The sequence below is a fragment of the Pseudomonas sp. B16(2017) genome (genome assembly GCF_002113205.1).
Classification (GTDB): domain Bacteria; phylum Pseudomonadota; class Gammaproteobacteria; order Pseudomonadales; family Pseudomonadaceae; genus Aquipseudomonas; species Aquipseudomonas pharyngis.
The window spans coordinates 21676-34226 of sequence record NZ_NEKA01000014.1; the positions used below are offsets into that span (position 1 = coordinate 21676).

The 12551-nt window shown below is 62.3% G+C and carries 11 protein-coding genes; 1 reads left to right on the top strand and 10 read right to left on the bottom strand.

Annotated features, from left to right (window positions below):
* Position 1 precedes the first annotated feature (1 nt).
* The 7 genes from CAG25_RS21935 to CAG25_RS21965 all read right to left on the bottom strand — a co-directional run bounded on the left by CAG25_RS21935 (position 2) and on the right by CAG25_RS21965 (position 8973).
* Positions 2 to 1150 (bottom strand): iron-containing alcohol dehydrogenase, encoded by a 1149-nt coding sequence (locus tag CAG25_RS21935; RefSeq protein ID WP_011336197.1) that lies wholly within the window; start codon positions 1148 to 1150, stop codon positions 2 to 4.
* Positions 1151 to 1258: 108 nt separating this feature from the next.
* Positions 1259 to 2083, bottom strand: coding sequence for an ABC transporter permease (locus CAG25_RS21940; RefSeq protein ID WP_085612921.1), 825 nt, complete (start codon positions 2081 to 2083; stop codon positions 1259 to 1261).
* A 12-nt stretch (positions 2084 to 2095) separates the two neighbouring features.
* Positions 2096 to 3343 carry an ABC transporter permease gene (locus CAG25_RS21945; RefSeq protein WP_007959935.1) on the bottom strand — a complete coding sequence of 416 codons (1248 nt, stop codon included), beginning with the start codon at positions 3341 to 3343 and terminating at the stop codon, positions 2096 to 2098.
* Positions 3344 to 3508: 165 nt separating this feature from the next.
* A complete protein-coding gene (locus tag CAG25_RS21950) occupies positions 3509 to 4552 on the bottom strand; it encodes an ABC transporter substrate-binding protein (protein WP_007959933.1) in 1044 nt (347 codons plus the stop codon).
* Between the two features lie 48 nt (positions 4553 to 4600).
* Positions 4601 to 5725, bottom strand: a complete 1125-nt coding sequence (locus CAG25_RS21955) for an ABC transporter ATP-binding protein (protein WP_085612923.1) — start codon at positions 5723 to 5725, stop codon at positions 4601 to 4603.
* Positions 5726 to 5943: 218 nt separating this feature from the next.
* On the bottom strand, positions 5944 to 6573 hold the full coding sequence (locus tag CAG25_RS21960; RefSeq protein ID WP_085612925.1) for a response regulator transcription factor: 630 nt from the start codon (positions 6571 to 6573) through the stop codon (positions 5944 to 5946).
* Positions 6574 to 8973: a PAS domain S-box protein gene (locus CAG25_RS21965; protein WP_085612927.1), complete on the bottom strand. Its 2400-nt coding sequence runs from the start codon at positions 8971 to 8973 to the stop codon at positions 6574 to 6576.
* Positions 8974 to 9046: 73 nt separating this feature from the next.
* On the opposite strand from CAG25_RS21965, the gene CAG25_RS21970 reads away from it, so the two are divergent.
* A complete protein-coding gene (locus CAG25_RS21970; RefSeq protein ID WP_085612929.1) occupies positions 9047 to 10036 on the top strand; it encodes an alpha/beta hydrolase family protein in 990 nt (329 codons plus the stop codon).
* 48 nt (positions 10037 to 10084) lie between these two features.
* Here the strand turns inward: CAG25_RS21970 and CAG25_RS21975 are convergent, their stop codons facing one another.
* From CAG25_RS21975 to CAG25_RS21985, 3 genes are read right to left on the bottom strand one after another with little or no spacing between them, the layout of a single operon-like run.
* Entirely contained in the window at positions 10085 to 10852 is a 768-nt protein-coding gene (locus CAG25_RS21975; protein ID WP_085612930.1) for a TerB family tellurite resistance protein, read from the bottom strand.
* A 1-nt stretch (position 10853) separates the two neighbouring features.
* Positions 10854 to 11525: an N-acetylmuramate alpha-1-phosphate uridylyltransferase MurU gene (gene murU / locus CAG25_RS21980; RefSeq protein WP_085612931.1), complete on the bottom strand. Its 672-nt coding sequence runs from the start codon at positions 11523 to 11525 to the stop codon at positions 10854 to 10856.
* Positions 11522 to 12541, bottom strand: a complete 1020-nt coding sequence (locus tag CAG25_RS21985; protein ID WP_064599829.1) for an aminoglycoside phosphotransferase family protein — start codon at positions 12539 to 12541, stop codon at positions 11522 to 11524. Before CAG25_RS21985 ends, murU begins: the two co-directional genes overlap by 4 nt.
* Positions 12542 to 12551: the final 10 nt, after the last annotated feature.

A 12551-nucleotide genomic window follows, 5' to 3' on the forward strand; every position in this document is an offset into this window, starting at 1 on the left:
CTCAGTACGCCGCCCGGTAGATCTTCTCGATGTCGGCGGCGCTGAGCTTGCGCGGGTTGTTGCGCATCAGGCGCTCGATTCCCGCGGCCTCTACCGCCATGGCCGGGATCGCTTCTTCAGGCACGCCGAAACTGCGCAGACCCAGCGGGATTTCCACCGCCGCGCACAGTTCGGTCATCGCCGCGACGGCGCTATCGGCGGCTTCATTGAGACTCAGATGAGCGGTCTTTACTCCCATGGCTTCGGCAATATCCTGCATCCGTTCGACGCAGGCCATCTTGTTCCAGGTCATGACATACGGCAGCAGCAAGGCGTTGCTGACACCATGGGCAATGTTGAAGCGCCCGCCCAGCGGATACGCCAGCGCATGCACCGCGCCGACCCCGGCATTGCCGAACGCCATGCCGGCCATCAGGCTGGCGGTGGCCATGTCCTCTCGGGCTTGCAGGTTGGAGGGATTGGCGTAGGCCTTGGGCAAGGATCGGGCGATCAACTTGATTGCGCCGATGGCCAGCGAATCGGTGATCGGCGAGGCATTCAGTGACAAGTAGGATTCGATGGCATGCACCAGCGCATCGACGCCACTGGCGGCGGTGACACTGCGCGGGCAGGTCAGGGTCATTTGCGGACTGACCAGCGCCACATCCGGCAACAGGTAGTCGCTGACGATGCCTTTCTTCAGTTGGGCGACCTTGTCCGAAAGGATGGCGACGTTGGTCACTTCAGAACCGGTGCCGGCCGTAGTCGGGATGGCGATCAGCGGCGGGCCTTTGCGCGGCACCTGATCGACGCCGAACAGATCCTCCAGTGCGCCGTGATAACCGGCGTACGCCGCGACGCTCTTGGCGATGTCGATGGCACTGCCGCCACCGAGGCCAATCAGACCGTCATGCCCGCCCTCTCGGTAGACGCGCATGCAATCCTCGACAATGGCGATTTCCGGGTCCGGCAGCACGCGGTCGAAGATTTCGTACTCGCGCTCGCCGATCTGCGCCAGCGCCAGCTCCACCGTGCCGGACTTGACCAGCGCGGCATCGGTGACGATCAGCGGGTTGTCGATATCCAGCCGCGTGAGTTCGGCCGCCAGTTGCTCGATGGCCCCGGCGCCGGTGATCAGTTTGTGAGCGATCTTGAACGAGGAAAGACTCATCGTGCGCAGCCTCTTATAGATGTGGGAGCTGAGCACAAGCGTAGCTGGGGAAATCAGGTTGTCTGTCATTCAGCGCATGAATGGCAGACAACCCGGATCTTGCAGTCGTCAGACTTGAGCAGTGCGCAGTTTTTCACTCCGCCCACGCAACCATTCCAGCGTCAGCAACAGAATCACCGAGAAGGCAATCAACAACGTCGCAGCCGCAGCAATCGTCGGACTCAGGTTCTCGCGAATCCCGCTGAACATCTGCCGTGGCAGCGTCGCCTGCTCGGGACCTGCAAGAAACAGCGTCACCACCACTTCATCGAACGAGGTTGCGAAGGCAAACAGCGCCCCGGAAATTACCCCCGGCGCAATCAGCGGCAAAGTCACCCGGCGGAACGTGGTCAATGGCGAAGCACCAAGACTGGCCGCCGCCCGCACCAGGTTATGGTTGAAACCCTGCAGCGTCGCCGACACCGTGATGATCACGAACGGCACACCGAGCACCGCGTGCACCACGATCAGCGAGAAGAAACTGTTGCCCAGGCCCAGCGGCGCGAAGAACAGGTAACTGGCCACACCGATGATCACCACCGGCACCACCATCGGCGAAATCACCAGCGCCATCACCAGCGCCTTACCGGGAAAGTCGCCACGGGTCAGGCCGATGGCCGCCAGCGTGCCGAACACCATCGCCAGCACGGTCGCGGCCGGGGCGACGATGATGCTGTTCTTCAACGCGCGCATCCATTCCGCCGAGGCGAAGAAATCCTGATACCAGTGCAGCGAAAAGCCCTGCAGCGGATACACCAGGAAACTGCCCGAGTTGAACGACAGCGGCACGATCACCAGCACCGGCAGGATCAGGAACAACAGGATCAAGCCGCAGAGGATCCGCAAGCTGTAGAACCACACCCGCTCGATGGGCGACATATAAGGACTCAGCATTTCAAATTCCCCTTAGCTCAGGCGCAGGCGACTGGCGCCCACCAGCCAGCTGTAGATCAGATAAAGCACCACAGTCGCCAGCAGCAACAGCCCGCCCAGTGCGGTGGCCATGCCCCAGTTGATGCTGGTGTTGGTGTAGAACGCGACGAAGTAGCTGACCATCTGATCGTTCGGGCTGCCCAGCAGCGCCGGGGTGATGTAGTAGCCGATGGCGAGGATGAACACCAACAGGCAACCGGCGCCGACACCTGCGTAGGTCTGCGGGAAGTACACCCGCCAGAAACTGGCGAACGGATGGCAGCCAAGGGAAATCGCGGCACGCATGTAAGTCGGCGAGATGCCTTTCATCACGCTGTAGATCGGCAGGATCATGAACGGCAGCAGGATGTGCACCATCGAGATGTAAACCCCGGTGCGGTTGAACACCAGCTCCAGCGGTTTATCGATGATGCCCATCGCCATCAGCGCGCTGTTGATCAGCCCGCCGGATTGCAGCAACACGATCCACGCGGCGACCCGCACCAGGATCGAAGTCCAGAACGGCAGCAGCACCAGAATCATCAGCAGGTTGCTTTGACGCGACGGCAGGTTGGCCAGCAGGTAGGCCAGCGGATAAGCGAGCACCAGGCAGATCACGGTGATGATCAGGCCCATCCAGAAAGTCCGGGCGAAGATGTCGAGGTAGATCGCCTGATCCGGAGTCGCCGGGGCAATTTCGCCGAGGTCGTCGATGCGGTGATCCACCGCCGCCAGCAGATAGAACGGGGTGATGCTGCTGGTGTTGCGCTTCACCGCTTGCCAGTAGGCCGGATCGCCCCAACGCTCGTCGAGGCCTTCCAGTGCTTCTTTATAAGAGGCCGGTTCGCTGGCGAAGGGCAGCGAGCGGGCGGTTTTGGTCAGCAGGCTGCGATAGCCGGCCAACTCCATGTTCAGGCGCTTGGACAGATCGCCCAGGGTCTGGTTTTTGCGCGCTTCGGCGAGGTCTTCGCTGGCGGCTTTATAAACCGGTTCTGCGGGCAGGCCTCGGCCGTCCCACGCAGCAATCGCGGTTACGGTGCGCGGCATGCCGCCGACCACTTCCGGGTTGCCGACACTTTTATAGAGCAGCGCCACGATCGGCACCAGGAACACCAGCAACAGAAACAGCACCAGCGGCGCGATCAGCGCCTGGGCCTTCCAGCGGTTGACCCGCTCGGCGTGCTTGAGCCGCTGCTTCAAGGTGGGGCTGTTGCCCTCGTTCAGGGGAACGGCGATGGCCATGACGTACTCCGCAAATCTTTGATCGTTACAGAGGCGGCAAGCCACCTCGAACTTTTAATGTGGGAGCGGGCTTGCTCGCGAAGGCGGCGTGTCAGTCGACATCAATGTGAATGTGCTGACGCTTTCGCGAGCAAGCCCGCTCCCACAGGAGGGCAAGCCCTCTGGTTACTTCGCAGCCCAGGAATTGAAGCGCTGCTCCAGTTGCTCGCCGTTGTCAGCCCAGAAGCTGACGTCGATCTGCACCTGGTTGGCGATGTTTTCCGGGGTGGTCGGCATGTCTTTCAGGATCGCCTTGTCCAGCAATGGCACTGCCTGAGAGTTGGCCGGGCCGTAGGCGATGTTTTCCGAGTAGGTCTTCTGCTGTTGCGGCTGCACCGAGAACGCGATGAATTTCTTCGCCGCTTCGGCGCGCTTGGCGTCCAGACCTTTCGGGATGGCCCACGCATCGAAGTCGTAGATGCCGCCGTTCCACACCACTTTCAGATTGGATTCTTTCTGCACCGCAGCAATACGACCGTTGTAGGCCGAGCTCATGACCACGTCACCGGAAGCGAGGTATTGCGGCGGCTGGGCGCCGGCTTCCCACCACTGGATGTTCGGTTTCAGCTCATCCAGTTTCTTGAATGCGCGATCCTGACCGCCCTTGCTGGCCAGTTCCTTGTACACGTCTTTCGGCGCAACGCCGTCGGCCATCAGTGCGAATTCGAGGGTGTACTTGGCGCCTTTGCGCAGGCCGCGCTTGCCCGGGAATTTTTTCGTGTCCCAGAAATCCGCCCAGCTGGTCGGTGCGGTTTTCAGCTTGTCGGCGTTGTAGGCCAGCACGGTCGACCACACGAAGAAGCCCACGCCGCACGGCTGGATCGCGCCTTTGACGTAGTCTTCGGACTTGCCGAACAGCGCAGGATCGAGTTGCTCGAACATGTCTTCGTCGCAGCCACGGGACAGCTCCGGCGATTCAACCTCTACCAGATCCCAGGACACGCTCTTGGTGTCGACCATGGCTTTGACCTTGGCCATTTCACCGTTGTACTCACCAGCGACGATCTTGCCGTTGCCCGCCGCTTCCCACGGTGCGTAGAAGGCTTTGACTTGCGCCGCCTTGTTCGCCCCGCCAAACGACACCACGGTCAGATCCGGCCCAGCGGCCATTGCGCTTGCCGCACCCATCAGGCCCAGGGTCAGGGCTGTGAACTTCAGGGATCTCAACATTTATTGTTCTCTCCACGTGCAGGGTTGGTGTTGGTATTGCCGGGGCGCTTAATGCGCCTCTAGAAGTGGATCGAGCGCGCGAACGTGCTCGACCTGCCAGCCAAGCGGAACCACGTCGCCGACCGCGAGCGCTGGATCGAGCTCGGCAATCGGTTGTTTCACGAAGAAGTCGGTCTTGCCGCAGACTTCAAGGCGCACCCGGACGTGGTCGCCCAGATAGATGAATTCGGCCACCCGCCCGGAGAAGCGGTTGACGCATTGGTCGCTCGAACCGTTGAGGCTGACGCGCTCGGGGCGGATCGACAGGGTGACCGGTTCGCCGGTCCGGCCGATGTTGACCGCCAGCGCCTCGACCTTTTCCCCGCGCCCCAGCTCGACCACGCAGCGCTCGCCGCTTTGGCTGAGCAGGCGACCGTTGAGGCGGTTGTTCTCGCCGATGAAGTTGGCGACGAAGGTGTTTTTCGGTTCTTCGTAGAGGGTGCGCGGCGGGGCGATCTGCTGGATCTCGCCCTGGTGGAACACGGCCACGCGGTCGGACATGGTCAGGGCTTCGCCCTGGTCGTGGGTCACGTAGACCACAGTCACGCCGAGACGCTGGTGCAGGTGTTTGATTTCCATCTGCATGTGTTCACGCAGTTGCTTGTCGAGGGCGCCGAGGGGTTCGTCCATCAACACCAGTTGCGGCTCGAACACCAGCGCGCGGGCCAAAGCCACACGTTGTTGCTGACCGCCGGACAATTGCGCCGGATAACGCGATGCGAACGCATCAAGCTGGACCATGCTCAGGACTTTCTTGACCTTGTCGCTGACGTCGCTCTTGTTCAGGCCACGCACGGTCAGCGGAAACGCCAGGTTTTCAGCGACGGTCATGTGCGGGAACAGCGCGTAGTTCTGGAACACCATGCCGATGTCGCGTTTGTGCGGCGGCACGTTGTTGATCGCCCGCCCGGCGAGGAGGATTTCACCGGCGGTCGGCGTTTCGAAACCGGCGAGCATCATCAGGCTGGTGGTCTTGCCCGAGCCGGACGGCCCGAGCAAGGTGAGGAATTCGCCCTTGCGAATGTCCAGGTTGAGGTCTTTGACGATCAGGTTCTCGCTGTCGTAGCTCTTCTGCACTCCACGAAAGCTGACCAGCACATCGCTGGCCCCTGCGTTTGATTCGACCTGGCTCATACCCACACCTTTGTTATTGATGACTGCTGTGGGATTAAGCCTAGTGGCTGCTTGCAGTCACGCAAATCGGGGCGCAGGAGAGAATCGCCTCAGCCGGATGGAAGGCCGGGGGTAGGGATTGCCCTACAAGGATGGCGCGTTTTGGCAAACCCGACGCATGGGTCGGGGCTCAAGCCGTCAGAACCGGCAAAAGCGCCTGTCGCTATTGGATATGTCGCTCAGAGGAGCTTGTGTTCCATCGCGTACTTCACCAGCTCGGCGAGCGAAGTGATGTTGAGTTTCTGCATCAGCCGCGCCTTGTGGGTGCTGATGGTCTTGCTGCTCAGGGCCAGTTGCTGGGCGATGTCGTTGACGTTGGCGCCTTGCGCCAGGCGTTCGAACACCGAGAATTCGCGCTCCGACAGCAACGAGTGCAGTGGTCGCGCATCGGTCAGGCCGACTTCGAAGACCATGCGGTCGGCCAGCTCCGGATCGATGTAACGCCCGCCCGCCGCGACCTTGCGAATGGCCGTCAGCAGCAGCGCCGGATCGCTGTCCTTGGTGGCATAACCGGCGGCGCCGACCTTCAGCGCCCGGGCGGCCATTTGTGCTTCGTCGTGCATCGACAGCACCAGAATCGCCGGCGGATGGTTCAGCGCGCGGATTCGTGGAATCGCTTCGAGCCCGTTGACGCCGGGCATCGAGATGTCCAGCAACACCACTTCGCAGGGCACATTGCGCAGGGCTTCCAGCAATTGCTCGCCGTTGCTCGCCTCCCCCACCACCTGCAGATCCTTGGCCAGGCCGATCAATTGCTTGATGCCTTCGCGAACGATGGTGTGGTCTTCGGCTACCAGTACACGGATCACTTACTTCTCCTCATCCAGTGGCACCCGCACGCTCAGCGTGGTGCCCTCGCCCGGCTCGCTGTCGAGTGACAGCTGCCCGCCCATGATCAACACCCGCTCGCGCATGCCCACCAGTCCAAAGGATGTCGGCCTGCCGGCAGCGGCGACAAATCCTACGCCATCATCGCTGACCGTCAGACACAATTCGTTGCCTTCCTGCGTCAGCGTCAGTTCCACAGTATGCGCCTGAGCATGGCGCATGACGTTGGTCAACGCCTCCTGAAGAATACGGAACAGGCCGATGGCCTTGGCGTCGCTGAGGGGCGCAAGGTTGTCCGGTACCTGCACCAGACACGGAATCTGCGTGCGCGCCTCGAACCGCCGCGCCTGCCACTCGATGGCCGAGGCGATCCCGGCATCGAGAATCGGCGGGCGCAGCGCCGTCGCCACATCCCGCACCAGCTGGAACAACTGGGCAATCAGGCGCTTCATGCTGTTCAAGCGCTCGTTCAGACCCGGATCAAGTTGCGCGTAGGCCAGTTCGCACATCGACGTTTCCAGTTTCAGCACCGTCAGCATCTGCCCCAGTTCATCGTGAACCTCCCGGGCGATGCGCGCCTTTTCCTCTTCCCGCACGCTTTCCAGGTGCGCCGACAGTTCGCGCAGTTGTTCGCGGGAGGCCGCCAGCTCCAGTTCGATGCGTTTACTTTCGGTGATGTCCCAGACAATGCCGTCCCAGACATAGGCACCGCCCTCCAGCTGACGGGTGATGGCTTTGATCTCAGCCCAGCGCTGCTCGCCCTGGCGCGTGAGAATCCGGCCCTGCCACGACCAGTCGCTGTCGGTGTCCAGCGCCTGGTCCTGAGTCTGGTGATAAGCGGCCCGGTCATCCGGATGCACCAGACTGCGAAGTCCCATGTCGCGATGGGCGATGGCGGCCGGCGCATAGCCGACCAGACTTTCGCTGCCCTCGCTGATGTAGGCAAAGTCGATCTGCCCGGTTACCGGTGCACGCTCGAGACGGAACACCAGCCCCGGCACATTGGCCGCGATGCCTTGCAGCCGCGCCTCGCTTTCTTGCAACGCAGCCAGGGCACGACGGCGTTCGGTGACATCGGTGAGGTAAACCACCAGATACTCGCCATCGCGAAAACGCAGAAAACTCAGCGACACGTCCGCCGGCAGCACACTGCCATCGGCCCGCACACAATTGGTTTCAAAGCTCAGCGGCCCTTCTTCGCTGGCTCGGGCGCGTTTCCACAGGTTGAGCCAGCGATCCATGTGCAGGCCCGGTTCGAAGTCGATCAACGGTCGGTCGATGATGGCGCCCTGTGGATAACCGAGCATGTTTTCTGCCGCACGGTTGGCGTAGCGCACATGGCTGTCCCAATTGACCCAGAGAATGCCGACGGTGCTCTGATCGATGGAAAACTGGGTCAGGCGCAAGGCCTCTTCGCTGGCGGCGCGCAGGGCGATGTCTTCACGCGCGTCGAGCAGGCGCTGTTCAAGACTGCGCTGCTGGCGGCGCTGCCAGAAGACGATGGCCACGCAACTGAGCAGTAGCACCGCGAACAACAGACTCAGGTTCTGCCAGAAGCCCGGCGATTCGGAGAGTCGCGGATATTTGGGTTGCAGCCATTGCGCATGCAGGCGCTCCAGATCCTTGGCCGGGATTGCGCGCAAGGCACTCTCGACGATCCCGGCCAGCTCCGGCCAGTCACGACGGGTGCCGATGCGCAGCAGTTGCGGCAGACCGATGTCACCGACCACCACCAGCCCGGCAAACTCCGGTTCCGCCGACAGCCGCCCGAGCTGCGCCTCATCGACCACCGCGTAGGACGCCTGCTGACTCAGCAACAGTTGCAGCGCCTGGCGCTCCATCGGTACGCCTTGCAGATTCAGGTGCGGATAGTTGCCGCGCAGATAATCGGCGGTGACGCCGGGCATGCGCACGGCGACGCGGGTCTGGCTGTCGAGTTTTTCCAGCTCCACGGTCGCGCTGCTTTTCTGGTCGCTGACCACCAGTTGCGGCACACGCATGTACGGGTCGGAGAACTGCCACAGACGCAGCCCGCCCGGGGTCTGGGTCAGACCCGGGGCAATGTCGATTTCGCCGTCCCGGGCGGCGGCCTCGAGTTGGGCCAGATCCTGAAAATTGCGCCAGCTCAGTTCGACATTCAGCGCTCTGGCCAATGCCTTCATCACTTCGACATTGGCCCCCGACAGCCGCTGCAAGCGCCGGTCGTATTGCGCGTACGGCGCCTGCAGCACCAGACCGACACGCAACTCATTGTGCTGCGCGAGCCACTGCTGCTCGCTCGCCGACAACCGCGCGAGGTGGCTCGGTGGCGCAGGCGCTGCCCAGCCCATCAAGGGAAACGCCAGACAGCCGATAACCCACAGGCAGCAAAAACGCATCATTGAAGTCTCATACACTGACAAATTCTGACCAACCCATTAGGCTGCCGGGATAACTTCTGGCCTGGAATAACCGATGCCCCCTGTCTATCGCCTGGCAATGCCAGCATTGTGCCTGTCGCTGATCCTGCCTTGTGCGTTTTCCGTCGAAGCTGCGGATCCGGCACCTGCCCCCGCCGCAGAAAAAGCCGCCGAAGAAAAACCGGTCGAACGCCAGCCACTGCTTGAGCGTAGTCAGGAAGAAGCCGCGGCACTCGAACGCAAGGTTCCAGCCCAGGAACAACAGCAACTGCAAGCGGGCAGCGACACCTTCCTTGCCCTGTGGAAACCGGCCAACACCGCCGAACCCAAAGGCGCGGTGATCCTCATTCCCGGTGCCGGCGAAACCGCTGACTGGCCCCAAGCGATCGGCCCGTTGCGCCGCAAGTTGCCGGACGTCGAGTGGAGCAGCCTGAGTATCACCCTGCCCGATCTGCAAAGCGATGCCATCGCCCCGCGCGTGGTCGAAGCCCCCGCCGCAGCGAAAACCGCTGACCCCGGCAGCAAGGATTCGACCACCGCCGAGCCGATCGAACAAGCCGCCGGCGGCGAAGCCGACGTGGCCGACAAGGTCGTTGCCGAAACCACCGAGGAGCAGTCCAAGGCCGATGCCGAGCGAATTTTCGCCCGCATCGACGCCGCGCTGGCCTACGCCGAACAACAGAGCGCGCGCAGCATCGTCGTCCTCGGCCATGGCACCGGTGCTTACTGGGCGGCGCGCTACATGAGCGAGCGACAAAGCTCGCAGGTCGAGAAGCTGGTCCTGGTAGCCGCGCAGACCCCGGCCAAGGCCCAACCGCAACTGGTGGAACTGACGCCGACCCTGAAGCTGCCGACCGCGGACATTTTCTACATGGATAAAGCGCTGGACCGCAACGCGGCACTGGAGCGCATGCAGGCGAGCAAGCGACTGAAGACCTCCGCGTTCAGTCAGGTCGCACTCAAGGCTTTGCCGGACAACAAGGCCGAGCAGGAGCAGTTGTTCCGCCGGGTGCGGGGCTGGTTGAATCCGCAGAGCCCGGACTGACAAAGCGCAGAAAAAAAATCGCAGCCCAACGCTGCGATTTTTTTATGCCTAGCGAAAATCCCGCCGTTCGCGAATCAACGTGTAGGCATTGTGCAATTCGCGGGTCCTGTCGGTGGCCTCACGCACCTGCGCCGGCGTGGCCCCCGTCCCGGCCACCTTGTCCGGGTGATGCCGGCTGAGCAGACGCCGATAGGCGCGTTTGATCTGTGCCGGTTCGCTGGTGGCTGAGACGCCGAGCAGGCGCATCGCTTCCTGATAGCTCACCGCCGCGCTGACGATCGGACGCTTGTGTGGCTCGTAGTCCGCCGCCAGCGCCTGGATCTGCTGGGTCGTCCAGCCCAGCCACTTGCCCCACTGCGCCAGCAATTCCCGCTCGCTGACGCCGGCCCGACCATCGGCGAAGACCATTCGCCAGCAGGCGCGCAATACACCTTCAGCCGCGTGAGGTTGAGTGCTCAATCGACGCAGATAACCGCGCAGATTGTCGTTGCCGGACTTGCCGCGATTGAACGCGGCAATCGCCCGGCGCTGCGCCGGCTCGCTCATTTCCAGCGCGCGCATCTCATGCCGCGCCTGCTGGATGTGACCGTCCGTGACCCGCCCGTCGCTCTTGGCCAGACGCCCGAGCAACACGAATAACAGTTCGTCGTTGCGCAGCATCGGCCGCCCGCCGAGTTTTTCCCGCAAATGCCCCCAGCTCTGCAAATGCAGGCGCCGATCCAGCGCCTGCCCCAACAAAGCCCCAAGCATGGCCCCCGGAATGCTCGCGATAGCAAAACCCGCTCCGGCTCCAATCAGAGTCCCTGGCCACAACATATCAGCGACTCGCTTCTATCAAGGCTTCGGCTTCGGCCAGACGCTCGTGGGTACCGACATCGACCCAGTGACCTTTCAGTCGCTCGCCGGTCACCTGCCCGTCCGCCATGGCTTTACGCAGCAGCGGCGCCAGTTTGAAGGCACCGTTGCTGCAGCCATCGAACAACTGCGGGTGCAGCACGGCGATGCCGCTGTAGGTCAGGGTCGCCGCGTCAGCCTGGCCATCACGCACCTGGCCGTCGGTCAGGGTGAAGTCGCCTGTCGGGTGATGGGCCGGGTTGTCCGCCAGCACCAGATGCGCCAGCCCGGTGATCGGCTGATGCAGCACGCTGAAGTCGTAATCCGTCCAGATGTCACCGTTGACCACCAGAAACGCGTCGTCGCCCAACAGCGGCAAGGCGCGGAAAATGCCGCCGCCGGTTTCCAGTGGCTCGCCCTCCGGCGAGTACTGGATCGACACGCCGAACTGCGAACCATCGCCCAGATGATCTTCGATCTGCTGGCCGAGCCAGGCATGGTTGATCACGATCTCATTGAAACCGGCTGCGGCCAGGGCACGCAGGTGATATTCAATCAGCGGCACCCCACCGGCTCGCACCAGTGGTTTGGGGGTGGTCAGGGTCAGCGGGCGCATGCGCTCGCCTTTGCCGGCCGCCAGAATCATTGCCTTCATGCCGTCACTCCACCACGCAGGCTGGCGAGCAGTGCCTGCAGATCCGCCAGCTCGGGACGGCGGGCGACGACCGCTTCTATATAAGAGAAGAAACGCGGCACATCACCGAGGTAACGCGGCTTGCCGTCGCGATGGCAGATACGGGCGAAGATGCCGATGACTTTCAGATGACGCTGCACGCCCATCAGATCGCTGGCGCGCAGAAACTCTTCGAAGTCCGGCTGCACCGGGATGTTCAGTGCTGACGCCTGCTGCCAGTAGCTTTCCAGCCAGCCGCGCACACGCTCTTCTGGCCAGCTGAGGAAGGCGTCCTTGAACAGGCAGGTCACGTCGTAGGTCACCGGGCCATACACCGCGTCCTGGAAATCCAGCACGCCGGGATTCGGCTCGCTGAGCATCAGGTTGCGCGGCATGTAGTCGCGGTGCACCAGCACTTTCGGCTGGGCCAGGGCGCTGTCGATCAGCAGCTCGCTGACCTTTTGCCACTGCTGCTGTTGGGTTGCATCGAACTCGACGCCCAACTCGCGTTTCACGTACCACTCGGGAAACAGTTCCAGCTCGCGGCGCAACAACGCGACGTCATAGCTCGGCAGCGGTGCCACCATCGGCAACTGCTGAAAAGCCAGCAGCGCTTGCAGGGCATCGCTGAATAACGCGTCGGCATTTTCGCTGTCGATCACGTCCAGATAGGTCTGGTTGCCCAGGTCATTGAGCAAAAGAAAGCCACGTTCGAGGTCTTCGGCATAAATTTTCGGCACGTTGATACCGGATTTCGCCAGCAAAAAGGCGATATCCACGAACGGTTTGCAGTTTTCCTGAGGCGGCGGCGCGTCCATCACGACGAAGCTGCGACCCGCGCCTTCCCAACGGAAATACCGGCGGAAACTCGCGTCGCTGCTGGCCGCGGTCAACGTGGCCGGGGGTACGGCTCCCCAGCCCTGATCTGCAAAAAGGGTTGCCAACTGTTCATCGAGCCAAACTTTCAGGTGTTGCAAGCGTACATCTTGATCAGGCATTGCAAGGGTC

What these genes read in the sequence shown, in the direction of transcription:
- CAG25_RS21935 (WP_011336197.1), bottom strand. Translation starts at nt 1,150, where the DNA reads ATGAGTCTTTCCTCGTTCAAGATCGCTCACAAACTGATCACCGGCGCC.
- CAG25_RS21940 (WP_085612921.1), bottom strand. Translation starts at nt 2,083, where the DNA reads ATGCTGAGTCCTTATATGTCGCCCATCGAGCGGGTGTGGTTCTACAGC.
- CAG25_RS21945 (WP_007959935.1), bottom strand. Translation starts at nt 3,343, where the DNA reads ATGGCCATCGCCGTTCCCCTGAACGAGGGCAACAGCCCCACCTTGAAG.
- CAG25_RS21950 (WP_007959933.1), bottom strand. Translation starts at nt 4,552, where the DNA reads ATGTTGAGATCCCTGAAGTTCACAGCCCTGACCCTGGGCCTGATGGGT.
- CAG25_RS21955 (WP_085612923.1), bottom strand. Translation starts at nt 5,725, where the DNA reads ATGAGCCAGGTCGAATCAAACGCAGGGGCCAGCGATGTGCTGGTCAGC.
- CAG25_RS21965 (WP_085612927.1), bottom strand. Translation starts at nt 8,973, where the DNA reads ATGATGCGTTTTTGCTGCCTGTGGGTTATCGGCTGTCTGGCGTTTCCC.
- CAG25_RS21970 (WP_085612929.1), top strand. Translation starts at nt 9,047, where the DNA reads ATGCCCCCTGTCTATCGCCTGGCAATGCCAGCATTGTGCCTGTCGCTG.
- CAG25_RS21975 (WP_085612930.1), bottom strand. Translation starts at nt 10,852, where the DNA reads ATGTTGTGGCCAGGGACTCTGATTGGAGCCGGAGCGGGTTTTGCTATC.
- murU (WP_085612931.1), bottom strand. Translation starts at nt 11,525, where the DNA reads ATGAAGGCAATGATTCTGGCGGCCGGCAAAGGCGAGCGCATGCGCCCG.
- CAG25_RS21985 (WP_064599829.1), bottom strand. Translation starts at nt 12,541, where the DNA reads ATGCCTGATCAAGATGTACGCTTGCAACACCTGAAAGTTTGGCTCGAT.